Source organism: Streptococcus oralis ATCC 49296 (assembly GCF_000185265.1).
Taxonomy (GTDB): Bacteria; Bacillota; Bacilli; order Lactobacillales; family Streptococcaceae; genus Streptococcus; species Streptococcus oralis_BC.
Genome location: NZ_GL622183.1, coordinates 217,749 through 232,812, shown reverse-complemented (window position 1 = coordinate 232,812; position 15,064 = coordinate 217,749). Strand labels below are relative to the sequence as shown.

Annotated in this window: 11 protein-coding genes; 7 read left to right on the top strand and 4 right to left on the bottom strand. The window is 43.4% G+C overall.

Annotated elements, in window-relative coordinates; all coding sequences use genetic code 11:
• The first annotated feature begins 173 nt into the window (after positions 1–173).
• From HMPREF8578_RS03365 to HMPREF8578_RS03325, 7 genes are all read left to right on the top strand, one after another.
• Entirely contained in the window at positions 174–4,565 is a 4,392-nt protein-coding gene (locus HMPREF8578_RS03365; RefSeq protein WP_000095443.1) for a PolC-type DNA polymerase III, read from the top strand.
• A gap of 23 nt (positions 4,566–4,588) precedes the next feature.
• Positions 4,589–4,741: a hypothetical protein gene (locus HMPREF8578_RS03360; protein WP_000776613.1), complete on the top strand. Its 153-nt coding sequence runs from the start codon at positions 4,589–4,591 to the stop codon at positions 4,739–4,741.
• 21 nt (positions 4,742–4,762) lie between these two features.
• On the top strand, positions 4,763–6,004 hold the full coding sequence (locus HMPREF8578_RS03355; RefSeq protein ID WP_000261383.1) for an aminopeptidase: 1,242 nt from the start codon (positions 4,763–4,765) through the stop codon (positions 6,002–6,004).
• Positions 6,005–6,013: 9 nt separating this feature from the next.
• Positions 6,014–6,244 (top strand): GlsB/YeaQ/YmgE family stress response membrane protein, encoded by a 231-nt coding sequence (locus tag HMPREF8578_RS03350; protein WP_000901578.1) that lies wholly within the window; start codon positions 6,014–6,016, stop codon positions 6,242–6,244.
• Between the two features lie 232 nt (positions 6,245–6,476).
• Positions 6,477–7,199 (top strand): pseudouridine synthase, encoded by a 723-nt coding sequence (locus HMPREF8578_RS03340; protein WP_001234913.1) that lies wholly within the window; start codon positions 6,477–6,479, stop codon positions 7,197–7,199.
• A gap of 110 nt (positions 7,200–7,309) precedes the next feature.
• Positions 7,310–8,644: an aminopeptidase C gene (pepC, locus tag HMPREF8578_RS03330; RefSeq protein WP_000991657.1), complete on the top strand. Its 1,335-nt coding sequence runs from the start codon at positions 7,310–7,312 to the stop codon at positions 8,642–8,644.
• Positions 8,645–8,810: 166 nt separating this feature from the next.
• Positions 8,811–11,039 (top strand): HAD-IC family P-type ATPase, encoded by a 2,229-nt coding sequence (locus HMPREF8578_RS03325; RefSeq protein WP_000876388.1) that lies wholly within the window; start codon positions 8,811–8,813, stop codon positions 11,037–11,039.
• Between the two features lie 61 nt (positions 11,040–11,100).
• On the opposite strand, the gene HMPREF8578_RS03320 is transcribed toward HMPREF8578_RS03325, so the two are convergent.
• From HMPREF8578_RS03320 to HMPREF8578_RS03305, 4 genes are all read right to left on the bottom strand, one after another.
• The gene (locus HMPREF8578_RS03320; protein WP_000818314.1) at positions 11,101–12,012 is read right to left on the bottom strand and encodes a PTS system mannose/fructose/sorbose family transporter subunit IID; all 912 of its coding nucleotides are present in this window, start codon (positions 12,010–12,012) and stop codon (positions 11,101–11,103) included.
• A gap of 14 nt (positions 12,013–12,026) precedes the next feature.
• The gene (locus tag HMPREF8578_RS03315; RefSeq protein ID WP_001280321.1) at positions 12,027–12,839 is read right to left on the bottom strand and encodes a PTS mannose/fructose/sorbose transporter subunit IIC; all 813 of its coding nucleotides are present in this window, start codon (positions 12,837–12,839) and stop codon (positions 12,027–12,029) included.
• 75 nt (positions 12,840–12,914) lie between these two features.
• Positions 12,915–13,904 (bottom strand): PTS sugar transporter subunit IIB, encoded by a 990-nt coding sequence (locus HMPREF8578_RS03310; protein ID WP_000021987.1) that lies wholly within the window; start codon positions 13,902–13,904, stop codon positions 12,915–12,917.
• A gap of 281 nt (positions 13,905–14,185) precedes the next feature.
• Positions 14,186–14,998: a Cof-type HAD-IIB family hydrolase gene (locus tag HMPREF8578_RS03305; RefSeq protein ID WP_000162369.1), complete on the bottom strand. Its 813-nt coding sequence runs from the start codon at positions 14,996–14,998 to the stop codon at positions 14,186–14,188.
• Between the last annotated feature and the right edge of the window lie 66 nt (positions 14,999–15,064).

Here is a 15,064-nt window from a genome sequence, read left to right as displayed (position 1 = left end):
GATTACGAGGATACTTAAGGGTATCTTTTTTTATTTACTAAGGAGATTCTGAGAGTCTTCTTTTTTGTTTACTGAACAAATTTGGGTAAACTAGCAGTGTTTAAGGAATGGTACTAGTCATATATTTTCTTTAATTATGGTAAAATAGTAAGAGAATAATGTGAGGAAAATGAATGTCAAGTAAGTTTGAAATTTTAATGAATCAACTAGGAATCTCTGAACAATTGAGACAGAATCCTGCTCTTGTTGATGCCAGAATTGAGCGTGTTGTGGTTCATAAAATTAGTAAGATTTGGGAATTTCATTTTGTATTTTCTAATATTTTACCGATTGAAATCTTTTTGGAGTTAAAGAAAGGGCTTAGTGAAGAATTTTCTAAGACAGGGAATCGAGCTGTTTTTGAAATCAAGGCTCTTTCTCAAGAATTTTCAAATGAACTCTTGCAGGCCTACTATAGGGAGGCTTTTTCTGAAGGTCCATGTGCAAGTCAGGGGTTTAAATCTCTTTACCAGAATTTAAACGTCCGTGCGGAAGGAAATCAACTCATTATTGAAGGTTCAGAGGCGATTGATAAGGAGCACTTTAAGAAGAATCATCTTCCTAATTTGGCAAAGCAACTTGAAAAATTTGGTTTCCCGGTCTTTGTTTGCCAGATAGAAAAGAATGATGCTCTTACACAAGAGCAGGAGGAAGCCTTCCATACGGAGAATGAACAAATCGTTCAGGCTGCCAATGAGGAAGCACTTCGAGCTATGGAGCAATTGGAACAAATGGCTCCTCCTCCAGTAGAAGAGAAGCCAGCCTTTGATTTTCAGGCTAAAAAGGCTGCGGCCAAGCCTAAACTAGATAAGGCTGAAGTTACCCAGATGATCGACGTGACGACTGAGGAAAATCGCCTGGTCTTTGAAGGGGTCGTTTTTGATGTGGAGCATAAGGTGACCAGAACTGGTCGCGTTTTGATTAACTTTAAAATGACAGACTACACTTCAAGTTTTTCAATGCAAAAATGGGTTAAGAATGAAGAAGAAGCTCAGAAGTTTGACATCATTAAGAAGAATTCTTGGCTCCGAGTTCGTGGGAATGTGGAGATGAATAACTTCACACGTGATTTGACCATGAACGTCCAGGATGTGCAGGAAGTTGTTCACTATGAGCGGAAGGATTTGATGCCAGAAGGTGAGCGTCGGGTTGAGTTTCATGCTCATACTAATATGTCGACTATGGATGCTCTACCAGAAGTAGAGGAGATCGTTGCGATAGCTGCTAAATGGGGACACAAGGCGGTTGCCATCACGGACCATGGAAATGTTCAATCTTTCCCACACGGCTATAAGGCGGCCAAGAAAGCTGGAATTCAGCTGATCTATGGAATGGAAGCCAATATCGTGGAGGACCGTGTCCCTATCGTTTACAACGAAGTGGAGATGGATTTGTCAGAAGCAACCTACGTGGTTTTTGACGTGGAAACGACGGGGCTTTCAGCCATCTATAATGATTTGATTCAGGTTGCGGCCTCTAAGATGTATAAGGGAAATGTTATTGCCGAATTTGATGAATTTATCAATCCTGGGCATCCCTTGTCAGCCTTTACTACTGAGTTAACAGGTATTACAGACGATCATGTCAAAAATGCCAAACCACTGGAACAAGTTTTGCAAGAATTCCAAGAATTTTGCAAGGATACAGTCTTAGTTGCTCACAATGCTACCTTTGACGTTGGCTTTATGAATGCTAACTATGAGCGTCATGGTCTGCCTAAGATTAGCCAGCCAGTTATCGATACGCTGGAGTTTGCTAGAAACCTCTATCCTGAGTATAAACGTCATGGTTTGGGACCTTTGACCAAGCGTTTTGGTGTGGCACTTGAACACCACCACATGGCCAACTACGATGCGGAAGCTACTGGTCGTCTGCTTTTCATATTTATCAAAGAGGTAGCAGAGAAACATGGTGTGACTGATTTAGCTAGACTCAACATTGATTTGATTAGTCCAGACTCTTATAAAAAAGCTCGGATTAAGCATGCGACTATTTATGTCAAGAATCAGGTAGGTTTAAAAAATATTTTTAAGCTGGTTTCTTTGTCCAATACCAAGTACTTTGAAGGAGTACCACGGATACCGAGAACGGTTCTAGATGCCCATCGGGAAGGATTGATTTTAGGGTCGGCTTGCTCCGAGGGTGAAGTTTTTGACGCAGTTGTTTCCCAAGGTGTGGATGCGGCGGTTGAGGTGGCCGAGTATTATGACTTTATCGAGGTCATGCCACCGGCTATCTATGCTCCCTTGATTGCTAAGGAGCAGGTCAAGGATTTGGAGGAACTCCAGACCATTATCAAAAGCTTGATAGAAGTGGGAGACCGCCTTGGCAAGCATGTTTTGGCTACAGGAAATGTTCACTATATTGAACCGGAAGAAGAGATTTACCGTGAAATTATCGTACGTAGTTTGGGCCAGGGGGCTATGATTAACCGAACCATCGGTCATGGCGAACATGCCCAACCAGCTCCTTTGCCAAAGGCTCATTTTCGAACGACTAATGAGATGTTGGATGAATTTGCCTTCTTGGGAGAGGAACTGGCTCGTAAATTGGTTATTGAAAACACCAATGCCTTGGCAGAAATTTTTGAGCCTGTTGAGGTCGTTAAGGGTGACTTGTATACACCTTTCATCGACAAGGCGGAAGAAACGGTCGCTGAGCTGACCTATAAGAAAGCTTTTGAGATTTATGGAAACCCGCTGCCAGATATCGTTGATTTGCGGATTGAAAAAGAATTGACTTCTATTCTGGGGAATGGATTTGCCGTGATTTATCTGGCATCGCAGATGCTGGTGCAACGTTCCAATGAACGGGGCTACTTGGTTGGCTCTCGTGGGTCTGTTGGGTCCAGTTTTGTTGCGACCATGATTGGGATTACGGAGGTCAATCCTCTCTCTCCACACTACGTCTGTGGTCAGTGTCAGTATAGTGAGTTTATCACGGATGGTTCCTACGGTTCAGGGTTTGATATGCCTAATAAGGACTGTCCAAAGTGTGGTCATAAACTTAGCAAAAATGGGCAGGATATTCCGTTCGAGACCTTCCTTGGTTTTGATGGGGACAAGGTTCCCGATATTGACTTGAACTTCTCGGGAGAAGACCAGCCTAGCGCCCACTTGGATGTACGTGATATCTTTGGTGAGGAATATGCCTTCCGTGCAGGAACGGTTGGTACGGTGGCTGCCAAGACTGCCTATGGATTTGTAAAGGGCTACGAGAGAGACTATGGGAAGTTTTATCGTGATGCAGAGGTGGAACGCCTTGCTCAAGGTGCAGCTGGTGTCAAGCGCACAACGGGACAACACCCGGGGGGAATTGTTGTTATTCCTAACTACATGGATGTTTACGACTTTACGCCTGTTCAGTATCCAGCAGATGACGTGACGGCTGAATGGCAGACGACTCACTTTAACTTCCACGATATCGATGAGAACGTCCTCAAACTCGATGTGCTGGGACATGATGATCCGACCATGATTCGGAAACTGCAGGACTTGTCTGGGATTGATCCTAATGAAATTCCTATGGATGATGAAGGCGTGATGGCCCTCTTTTCAGGAACTGATGTTCTTGGGGTGACTCCTGAGCAAATCGGTACACCGACGGGGATGCTGGGGATTCCAGAGTTTGGAACCAACTTTGTACGTGGGATGGTAGACGAGACGCATCCGACGACTTTTGCAGAGTTGCTTCAGCTCTCAGGTCTATCCCACGGTACCGATGTGTGGTTGGGAAATGCCCAGGATTTGATCAAGCAAGGGATTGCGGATCTATCAACCGTTATCGGTTGTCGGGACGACATCATGGTTTACCTCATGCATGCGGGTCTCGAACCTAAGATGGCCTTTACCATCATGGAACGGGTGCGTAAGGGCTTGTGGTTGAAGATTTCAGAAGAGGAGCGAAATGGCTATATCGAAGCCATGAAGGCCAATAAGGTTCCAGAGTGGTATATCGAATCCTGTGGAAAAATTAAGTATATGTTCCCTAAGGCCCATGCGGCAGCCTACGTTATGATGGCCTTGCGTGTAGCCTACTTCAAGGTTCACCATCCGATTTATTATTACTGTGCTTACTTCTCTATCCGCGCCAAGGCCTTTGATATCAAGACCATGGGTGCGGGCTTGGATGCCATTAAGCGTAGAATGGAAGAAATCGCTGAAAAAAGGAAGAATAATGAAGCCTCTAATGTGGAAATTGACCTCTATACAACTCTTGAGATTGTAAATGAAATGTGGGAACGTGGCTTTAAGTTTGGCAAGTTAGATCTATACCGTAGTGATGCGACTGAATTCATCATTGATGGAGATACCCTCATCCCACCATTTGTAGCAATGGATGGTCTGGGAGAGAACGTTGCTAAGCAGTTGGTGCGTGCGCGTGAAGAGGGTGAGTTCCTCTCTAAGACAGAACTGCGCAAGCGTGGTGGCCTCTCATCAACCTTGGTTGAAAAGATGGATGAAATGGGGATTCTTGGTAATATGCCAGAGGATAACCAGTTGAGTTTGTTTGATGATTTGTTTTAAGAATTAGAATGGAGAACATCTTTATGAAGCTTAGGATTTTTGCGGAAGATAAACCTGCTGAAAAGATTTTTGACTATCAGCTAGAGCTGGCAGATGAAACAATTATTCTATCGACAGCGCTCTTGTCTGGTGCCATTGCTTTAGCAGGATTATTTTCTGCTTTGAAGGAAAAATAACAAAAGAAAAGGAAAAACAAAATGGTTGTACCAAATTTTAAAGAAAATCTAGAAAAATATGCGAAATTATTGGTTGCGAATGGAATTAACGTGCAACCTGGTCACACCTTGGCTCTCTCTATCGATGTGGAGCAACGTGAGTTGGCGCATTTGATCGTGAAAGAAGCTTATGCCTTGGGTGCACATGAGGTTATCGTTCAGTGGACAGATGATGTGATTAACCGTGAGAAATTCCTCCACGCGCCGATGGAGCGTCTGGACAATGTGCCAGAATACAAGATTGCTGAGATGAACTACCTCTTGGAAAACAAGGCTAGCCGTCTAGGAGTTCGTTCATCTGATCCAGGTGCCTTGAACGGAGTGGACGCTGATAAGCTTTCAGCTTCTGCGAAAGCTATGGGACTTGCGATGAAGCCAATGCGTATCGCAACGCAATCCAACAAGGTTAGCTGGACTGTAGCAGCTGCAGCAGGGCTTGAGTGGGCTAAGAAGGTCTTTCCAAATGCTGCGAGCGATGAAGAAGCAGTGGACCTCCTTTGGGATCAAATCTTCAAAACTTGTCGTGTCTACGAAGAAGATCCTGTTAAGGCTTGGGAAGAACATGCTGCCATCCTCAAGAGCAAGGCAGAAATGCTTAATGAAGAGCAATTTTCAGCCCTTCACTACACAGCACCGGGAACTGATTTGACACTTGGTTTACCTAAGAACCACGTTTGGGAATCAGCTGGTGCTATCAATGCGCAAGGAGAAGGATTTTTGCCAAATATGCCGACAGAGGAGGTATTCACTGCACCTGACTTCCGTCGCGCAGATGGTTATGTAACCTCTACAAAACCACTTAGCTACAACGGAAATATCATCGAAGGCATTAAAGTAACCTTCAAGGATGGTCAAATCGTAGACATTACTGCTGAAAAGGGTGATCAGGTCATGAAAGACCTTGTCTTTGAAAATGCAGGTGCTCGTGCCTTGGGGGAATGCGCCTTGGTTCCAGATCCAAGTCCAATTTCTCAGTCAGGCATTACATTCTTTAACACCCTATTTGACGAAAATGCTTCAAACCACTTGGCTATCGGCGCAGCATATGCGACTAGCGTTGTTGGTGGGGCAGAGATGAGCGAAGAAGAGCTTGAAGCTGCTGGACTTAACCGTTCAGATGTTCACGTGGATTTTATGATTGGTTCGAATCAAATGGATATCGATGGTATCCGTGAGGATGGAACACGCGTACCACTCTTCCGTAATGGAGACTGGGCAATCTAAGGAGAGGCTATGCTTGGAAGTATGTTTGTTGGTCTCCTAGTGGGACTCTTGGCAGGTGCTTTGACCAATCGTGGAGAGAGCATGGGATGTTTTGGAAAAATGTTTCTCGGCTGGATTGGTGCTTCTTTGGGTCACCTACTTTTTGGAACTTGGGGTCCAAACCTAGCAGGGATAGCTATTGTTCCAGCTGTTTTGGGCGCTATGGTTGTCTTAGCTATTTTCTGGAGACGAGGAAGTTAATTTCTTAAATCTGATACTCAATGAAAATCAAAGAGCAAACTAGGAAACTAGCCGCAGGCTGCTCAAAGCACTGCTTTGAGGTTGTGTATAGAACTGACGAAGTCAGCTCAAAACACTGTTTTGAGGTTGCAGATGGACGTTGACGCGGTTTGAAGAGATTTTTGAAGAGTATGAAAAGAAAAGGAGGTTGGTCATTGTACCAGCCTCCTTTTGAGTATGATATAATAGTTCTATGAGATTAGATAAATTTTTAGTTGCCTGTGCTGTGGGGAGTCGAACGGAGGTCAAAAACTTGCTCAAGGCTGGGCGAGTGACGGTAAATGGTAAAAAAGAAAAGTCAGCTAAACTGCAGATTAATGAAGAAAGAGATGAGATTCGCTTTGATGGCCAAGTGCTGGAGTATGAAGAGTTTGTCTACTACATGATGAACAAGCCCCAAGGAGTCATTTCGGCGACTGAAGATACCAAGCATAGAACAGTTTTAGACTTGTTAGATGACTATGCTCGCGCCAAGGAAGTCTTTCCAGTGGGGCGCTTGGACATTGATACCCATGGTCTCCTGCTCTTGACTAATGACGGCAAGCTGGCCCATGCTCTTCTTTCACCCAAACGCCATGTGGATAAGACCTATTTGGCTCAAGTCAAAGGTATTATGACCCAAGAAGATGTGGATGCATTTGCCAAGGGAATTCCGCTCAAGGACTTTACTTGTCAGCCGGCTAGACTGGAACTTGTATCGGTAGATCCAGAAAAAAATCAAAGTTTGGTTCGTGTGACCATTGCTGAAGGGAAGTTCCATCAAGTCAAGCGTATGGTGGCCTACTGTGGCAAGGAAGTGGTGGACTTACAACGTTTGACGATGGGAACTCTAGTCTTGGATGAGAACTTAGAACAAGGAGAATGGCGTCGCTTGACCAAGGAGGAGTTAGAAGTTCTCTTTGCAAGTATTGCTTAATTTGCTTTATATTAGAAAAAGGTGAGGAGGATGTCCTTACCTTTTTCATTTTTCAGTTGCTTCCTTTGTGAAAAGAGTTATAATAGACAGTAGAATAAAAGGAGGAATCTATGAACGCGATTCAAGAATCATTTACTGATAAACTATTTGCTAACTATGAAGCAAATGTCAAATACCAAGCGATTGAAAATGCTGCCAGTCACAACGGAATTTTTGCAGCCCTGGAACGTCGCCAAAGCCATGTAGACAATACACCTGTTTTCTCATTGGATTTGACCAAGGACAAGGTTACTAACCAGAAAGCCTCTGGTCGTTGCTGGATGTTTGCGGCCCTCAATACTTTCCGCCACAAACTCATTTCTCAATACAAACTGGAAAACTTTGAGTTGTCACAGGCTCACACTTTCTTCTGGGACAAGTACGAGAAATCCAACTGGTTCTTGGAGCAAGTGATTGCGACTGCAGACCAAGAATTGACGAGCCGTAAGGTTAGCTTCCTACTCCAAACTCCACAACAAGATGGTGGTCAATGGGATATGGTCGTGGCCCTCTTTGAGAAATACGGTGTCGTTCCTAAGTCAGTTTACCCTGAGTCTATCTCATCTAGCAATAGCCGTGAGCTCAATGCCATCCTCAACAAATTGCTTCGTCAAGATGCCCAAATCTTGCGTGATTTGCTCGCTTCTGGTGCAGACCAAGCGACTGTTCAAGCTAAGAAAGAAGACCTCTTGCAAGAAATCTTTAACTTCCTTGCTATGTCACTAGGTCTTCCACCGCGTAAATTTGACTTTGCTTATCGCGATAAGGATGATAACTACCAAAGTGAAAAGGGGATTACTCCACAAGAGTTTTACAAGAAATATGTCAATCTTCCTCTGGAAGATTATGTTTCGGTTATCAATGCTCCGACTGCTGACAAGCCTTACGGCCAATCTTACACAGTTGAGATGTTAGGAAATGTGGTTGGTAGCCGTGCAGTTCGCTACATCAACGTTCCAATGGAGCGCTTGAAAGAATTGGCGATTGCCCAAATGCAAACAGGAGAAACTGTTTGGTTTGGTTCAGATGTCGGCCAGCTCAGCAACCGCAAAGCTGGAATTCTTGCGACTGATGTTTATGACTTTGAGTCAAGCATGGACATTCAACTCACTCAAGACAAAGCTGGACGTTTGGACTACAGCGAAAGCTTGATGACCCACGCCATGGTCTTGACAGGTGTGGACTTGGACGAAAATGGTAAGTCAACCAAGTGGAAGGTTGAAAACTCATGGGGAGACAAGGTCGGTACAGATGGTTACTTCGTCGCCTCAGACGCTTGGATGGATGAATACACTTACCAAATCGTTGTCCGTAAGGAATTGCTGACAGCAGAAGAACAAGCTGCTTATGAAGCAGAACCAATCGTACTTGCACCATGGGATCCAATGGGTGCCTTGGCAGAATAAAAGCATAGAAAAAAGAGGTTAGGGAAATCCTAGCCTCTTTTTTAAGTCCTTCTTAAAGTGATGATGGATGATGCTTGCCAAGGGAGTTCTTCTTATTTTGAGTCTTTAAGTGACAGAGAAAAAGATATGTGTTACTATAGTAGTACAAAAGGATATCGGAGTAGAAATGAAGTATTTAAGTAGCCAAGACATCAAGGATCGTCAACGAAATATCAGCGACATTAAACCCTACAAAACAACCAAGGAAATCGTCGTTTCAAATATCTTTACCTTCTTTAATGCCATGAACTTGGCTCTGGCAGTTCTGGTAGCCACAACCTTGCGATTTGAAAATATGCTCTTTTTAGGTGTGATTGCTATCAATACAGCCATTGGGATTTTCCAAGAAGTGCGTTCAAAAAATGCTCTAGAAAAGCTAAGTTTGCTTGGTAAAAGTAAGTACAGAGTCAACCGAGATGGTCAAACGATTGAGATTGATCCGGAGGACATCGTTCTAGGGGAGTATCTGCATCTCAATCTGGGTGATCAGGTGCCTGTTGATGCAGAAGTCCTTGAAGGGAATATTGAAGTGGATGAGTCCTTGTTGACTGGTGAGAGTGATTCAGTCTTTAAAACGGTTGGTGATAAGCTGATGAGCGGAAGCAATGTCGTCAGTGGCACGTGTCTGGTCCTTGCTACAGCTGTGGGTCCAGATAGTTATATCAATAAACTCGCAAAATCCAGCAAGGAATTCAAAAAATATCCTTCTCAACTGCGCGATTACATGGATAAGATTTTAAAAATCGTCTCGATCTTGCTGGTGCCAGTTGCCATTCTGCTCTATATCAGAGGTTTTAGTCTAGGACGGTCTTATGTTGAGATCGTCTTGGGAAGTTCAGGTGCCTTGGTCGGCATGATTCCAGAGGGTTTGATTCTCTTGGTTAGCGTCTCCCTAGCGGTAGCAGCCATGAAGCTGGCCAAAAAGAAGGTTCTAGTGCAGGAACTATACTGTGTAGAGACCTTGGCGCGAGTAGATGTTCTTTGTTTTGATAAGACAGGTACCATCACGACGGGGAATATGAAGGTCCAAGAAATGGATGCTAATGTAGCAGAGAAACTGTCTTCTTATCTGGCTTATTTCGAGGATGAAAATGCAACTTCCCGAGCTCTGAGGACTTACTTAACCTGTGAGAAAAAGTGGGAAGTTCAAGAAGTCGGTGCCTTTTCAAGTAAAAACAAGTATTCCTTTGTCCAAGTAAAAGAGGGTGGGACCTATTTCTTCGGAGCCTATGAGTTTCTGGGCTTTACCCAGCCGATGGATGCCTACTATGAGCATCTGAAACAGCAAGGTTTTCGAATCTTGACACTTGCCCATAGTAAGGACCACATCACGAGTCCAGCCAATATGGAACTACTAGGGCACGTCATTTTGTCAGATGAGATTAAGGACAATACCAAGGAAACCTTTGACTATTTCGAATCTCAAGGTGTTGAAGTGAAGATCATCAGCGGTGATAATCATGTGGCTGTATATGGGGTGGCTCGTAAGGCAGGTTTTAAGGAAGAAGCCCGTGCGATTGATATGACCAAGGTGAGCGATGATGACTTTGAGAGAGTGGTCTTGGAACACGAAATATTTGGTCGTGTGACACCTGAACAGAAAGAAAAGATGGTATCTATTTTGCAAAAGGCTGGTAAAACAGTTGCCATGAGCGGTGACGGGGTCAATGATGTTCTGGCTCTCAAGAAAGCAGATATCAGTTTTGCTATGAAGGGAGCAACGAGTGCAGCCAAAAGTGTATCCAATATTATTTTTTTGACCGATGACTTTGCAGTATTTTATGATATCTTGATGGAAGGACGCCGGGTCATCAATAACATCCAAAAGGTAGCCTCTCTCTTTCTAACAAAGACCTTCTTCTCCATCGTGTTTGCGATTTTGAGTGTGGTATTTGGTTTGGAATTTGCCTTTATCCCTATTCAGTTTACAATCATTTCAGCTATTACGATTGGGATTCCATCCTTCTTCCTGACTTTTGAGTCCAATAAAGAAAAGGTTAGCACTCACTTTATGAGAGATATCCTAACCAACGCGGCGATTGGTGGAGGCATTCTGGTTACTAGTGTACTCCTGACGAACTTCTTTATCACTGTCCCAGGTCAGGTCAAATTTATTTGCTTCCTCCTTGCTTTAATCAATGGTCTGTGTCTAGTTGCCAAGGTCAGTCTGCCATTTAATCGATACAAACTAGTCTTGCTCATACTTTTGAGCCTTGCAGCCCTTGTTGGAGTGCTTGTCAATACCTTTATACTGCAAGGAGCGTATGTGCCTTTAGAAACCAGCCAAGTCGTCTATGTAGCCATCCTAGCAGTGGTGATTGGAGGCTTGCATTATCTGACTAGAAGAAAAAGTTGATACACAAAAAGAATCAGGTTTAATCCTGATTCTTTTTTATCTATATTCTCAATTGCTTGGATTACATGATACCGAAGAAACGAGCTGCAATACCTACTGCAAAGAGAGCAAGGATGATTGCGATTGGTGATACTTTTTTCTTAAGCAACCACATGCAGAGGAAAGTAAGGAGAAGTCCCATCAATCCTGGAATTAATGAGTTCAACTGACCTTGAAGAGTTTGTGGTTGAATCTTATCTAGGCTCAATCCTCCAAGTGCATCAGCAAGAATTCCTTTCAATTCAGCACCAGTAACAGCACCTTCTGGGAAGTTGATATAAGCACCTTCTGCCAATTGTTTACCTGGAAGGTTCACAGTAAAGTTGATAGATACCCAACGCTGTACAAGAACGGCAAGGATGAACATACCAAGGATAGATGCTCCTTTAGTGATGTCTTTCAAGATACCACCAGACATGTCTTTAGTGATTTCAGATCCAGCTTTGTAACCGAACTCTTGTGTATACCATAGGAAGGCCATACGGATAGCATTCCATCCAAAGAAGAAGAGAAGGGGACCAACAATGTTACCAGATGCAGCAAGTGATGCACCAAGGGCTCCAAGGATAGGACGAACTGTAAACCAGAATACTGGGTCACCGATACCAGCAAGAGGTCCCATCATACCGATCTTAACCCCTTGGATAGCTGCGTCATCGATTTCTACACCGTTAGCGCGCTCTTCTTCAAGTGCAAGAGTAACCCCCATGATTGGAGCGGCTACGTATGGGTGAGTGTTGAAGAACTCAAGGTGACGCTCAAGAGCAGCCGCTTGGTCTTCTTTTTTAGTGTACAATTTTTTGATAGCTGGGATCAATGAGTAAGCCCAACCCAAGTTTTGCATACGTTCGTAGTTCCAAGAACCTTGAAGGAATTGTGAACGCCACCAAACTTTTTGACGATCTGATTTTGATAATTGAATTTTTTCAGCCATGATTGTTCCCCTTTCTAGTAGTCTTCTAGGATATCACCGATTGGGTCGTTAGAAGTCGCAGCTCCGCCGCCACCGTTTCCACCTTGTTTTGTAAGGTTAAGGTAGATGAAGGCAAGGGCAACACCGATGACACCAAGGGCAATCAAAGTCAATTGAGAGATTGCTGCAAGTGCAAAACCGATAGCGAAGAATGGCCATACTTCACGAGTTGCCATCATGTTGATAACCATAGCGTAACCAACGGCAACGACCATAGCACCACCGACAGCCATACCACCGTTCAACCAGTCTGGCATCAATTTGAGAGCATCTTGAACGGCAGAAGCTGGGATAGCGATAAGGAAGGCAGCAGGGATTGCAATACGAAGACCTTGAAGAAGAAGTGCAACAAAGTGAGCACGTTCAACAGCCGCAATATTTCCTTCTTTAGCAGCAGCGTCAGCAGTGTGAACCAAGGCAACTGAGATTGTACGAACAATCATAGTCAAGAAAAGTCCAGCTACGGCAAGAGGGATAGCTGTTGCCGTAGCAACGGCGATACCTTCAGTAGTAAAGTTACCACCTTTGATCAAGATGATTGCTGCAGCAACAGATGCAAGAGCAGCGTCAGGAGCTACGGCAGCTCCGATGTTTGCCCAACCAAGGGCGATCATTTGAAGAGATCCACCAAGCATAACACCTGCTTCGAGGTTACCAGTTGCAAGTCCGATAAGGGTACATGCGACGATTGGTTGATGGAATTGGAATTGGTCAAGGATACCTTCAAGACCTGCAAGGAAGGCAACAACTACAACCAAGATAGCAGAAATGATTGAAATATCTGACATGGTTTTATTCCTTTTCTATTTAGTTTTAATAAAGTATTTAATCTTGTTTTCAAAAATGATCGAAACAGATTAACATTATTGAACGTTTGCTTTCTTAATCAAGTCAAACAAATCTTTTTTCGTGTCGTTTGGTACTTTACGTACGTCAAATTCAACACCGAGGTCACGCATTTTTTCAAAGGTTGCAACGTCTTCTTTGTCCATAGACAAAACGTTGTTAATCATTGTTTTACCTGTTGAGTGAGCCATAGAACCAACGTTAAGGGTTTTGATTGGCACGCCACCTTCGATAGCACGAAGGGCATCTTGAGGTGTTTCAAACAAGATAAGAGCATGTGTGTTACCAAAACGAGGATCTTTTGCAACGTCGATCAATTTTTGAATTGGGACAACGTTAGCTTTTACTCCGTTTGGAGCTGCTTGTTTGATCAATTCTTTACGCAATTCGTCGTTTGCAACGTTGTCTGAAGCAACGATGATACGGTCTGCTTTTGAATCAGGAGTCCAAGCAGTGGCAACCTGACCGTGAAGGAGACGAGTGTCTAGACGAGCAAGGTTGATTTTCAGTTTACCGTCACCGATAACTGTTCCTTCTGGAATAGCAGCTTGTGCAACTGGAGCAGCTGCAGCACTTGCAACTTCCTCAACTGGGTTAAGCTCTTCTGGAAGAGCCTTGATGCCATCTTTGGCTTCTTTAATGATATTCGCAGCGACTTTTTCCACACCTGCATTCGCGTCCATAAGGCGCTCTGTGTAGGCTTGGATCAACATCGGCAAGTTCAGTCCTGTGATGATGGCAAATTTACGTTCAGGATTTTCTCCCATCACGCGGCTAGCTTGGTTGAATGGAGATCCACTCCAAAGGTCAGCCAATACTAGAACCTCATCTTCTGCGTCAAATGCAGCCACAGCGTTGTTGAATTTAGCATAAAGATCATCTGGACCTTCATTTGGCATAAAGGTTACAACTTGAACCTTTTCTTGTTCACCAAAGATCATAGATCCTGACTGATGAATACCCGCAGCAAATTCGCCGTGGCTCGCAATAATGATTCCGATACTCATTATTGTCATTCCTCCTTATAAAATGTTTGACTGTGTGTTTAAGAAAACTTTAAGCCTAACTTTAAGTATAAACCGTTTTCATATAAAAATCAACTACTTTTTCTAAAAAGATGTCAAAGTTTTCATAGAATGACTTTTTAAAAATGTTAATATATCAATGCTTTTAAGAAATAAATGAAAATGGTAATAGAAAATTTAATATAAAAATACAGAAAATAAATCGCCTTTATGAAAAAAGAATGAAAACAAAAAGGAAAGATCACAGAGGGTAATCTTTCCTTTTATAGGAATAAATTTTGTAAAGCGTGGGCAACTCCGTCTTCTTCGTTTGTCAGAGGAAGTTGTTCGTCTGCATATGGAAGAAGAGCAGGATTGGCGTTTTTCATAGCATATCCCTTGCCTGCAAATGCCAACATTTCGGTGTCATTATGTTCATCACCAAAGGCGATCAAGTCTTTTTTATCACGATTCATCACATTGAGCAAGTACTCTAGAGCAAAGGCCTTGTTTACCCCCTTAGGAGTACACTCGAGGATGTTGAGGGGGCCTCCCCAAGTATTGATGGATAGTTGGTGTTGATAAAAACGATTCATCTCGTCCGCTAAAGCGTATTTGTCTTCAGCCCTTGTTTGCAAGAGGATGCAGTTGGGATCTTTGGTTACTCGTTCAGGCTTGAATTGATTTTCCGGCCGGAAGTTCTCTACGCCAAATAGTTTAGGGTCTGCAATTTCTTCATTCGGAGTTGTGATATAGAATTTTTTTCGATATTCTCCTGCAATAAAGTCGGCTTGGATATCCTCCGTGCGCTTGACCATGTCTAGTAGGTATTTTTTGTCCAAGGTCAAGCATTTTTCATGCGCCCAAGCCTGTCCTGGTAGATGGGTAAGGGAACCGTTAAAGTTAATCATGGGAGTATGCAATTCTAGTTCACGGTAGAAGTCTTTTGCCATACGATACGGACGGCCTGTCGTGATGATGACATGGTGTCCTTTTTCTGAAATTTTTTTAATCGTCTCTTTGGTGAAATCGGAGAGCTTGCTTTCACTATTTAGCAGGGTTCCGTCCAAATCGACTGCGATAATTTTTTTAGTCATATAAACCTTCCTAGTCGTTTCCAGATAAGATGTCTTCTATTATATCAAAAAGAAGGAAGAAAAGCA

Coding starts and splice junctions, on each gene's coding strand:
- HMPREF8578_RS03310 (WP_000021987.1), bottom strand. CDS start 13,904: ATGAGTATCGGAATCATTATTGCGAGCCACGGCGAATTTGCTGCGGGT.
- HMPREF8578_RS03365 (WP_000095443.1), top strand. CDS start 174: ATGTCAAGTAAGTTTGAAATTTTAATGAATCAACTAGGAATCTCTGAA.
- HMPREF8578_RS03320 (WP_000818314.1), bottom strand. CDS start 12,012: ATGGCTGAAAAAATTCAATTATCAAAATCAGATCGTCAAAAAGTTTGG.
- HMPREF8578_RS03305 (WP_000162369.1), bottom strand. CDS start 14,998: ATGACTAAAAAAATTATCGCAGTCGATTTGGACGGAACCCTGCTAAAT.
- HMPREF8578_RS03315 (WP_001280321.1), bottom strand. CDS start 12,839: ATGTCAGATATTTCAATCATTTCTGCTATCTTGGTTGTAGTTGTTGCC.
- HMPREF8578_RS03360 (WP_000776613.1), top strand. CDS start 4,589: ATGAAGCTTAGGATTTTTGCGGAAGATAAACCTGCTGAAAAGATTTTT.
- HMPREF8578_RS03340 (WP_001234913.1), top strand. CDS start 6,477: ATGAGATTAGATAAATTTTTAGTTGCCTGTGCTGTGGGGAGTCGAACG.
- HMPREF8578_RS03350 (WP_000901578.1), top strand. CDS start 6,014: ATGCTTGGAAGTATGTTTGTTGGTCTCCTAGTGGGACTCTTGGCAGGT.
- HMPREF8578_RS03355 (WP_000261383.1), top strand. CDS start 4,763: ATGGTTGTACCAAATTTTAAAGAAAATCTAGAAAAATATGCGAAATTA.
- pepC (WP_000991657.1), top strand. CDS start 7,310: ATGAACGCGATTCAAGAATCATTTACTGATAAACTATTTGCTAACTAT.
- HMPREF8578_RS03325 (WP_000876388.1), top strand. CDS start 8,811: ATGAAGTATTTAAGTAGCCAAGACATCAAGGATCGTCAACGAAATATC.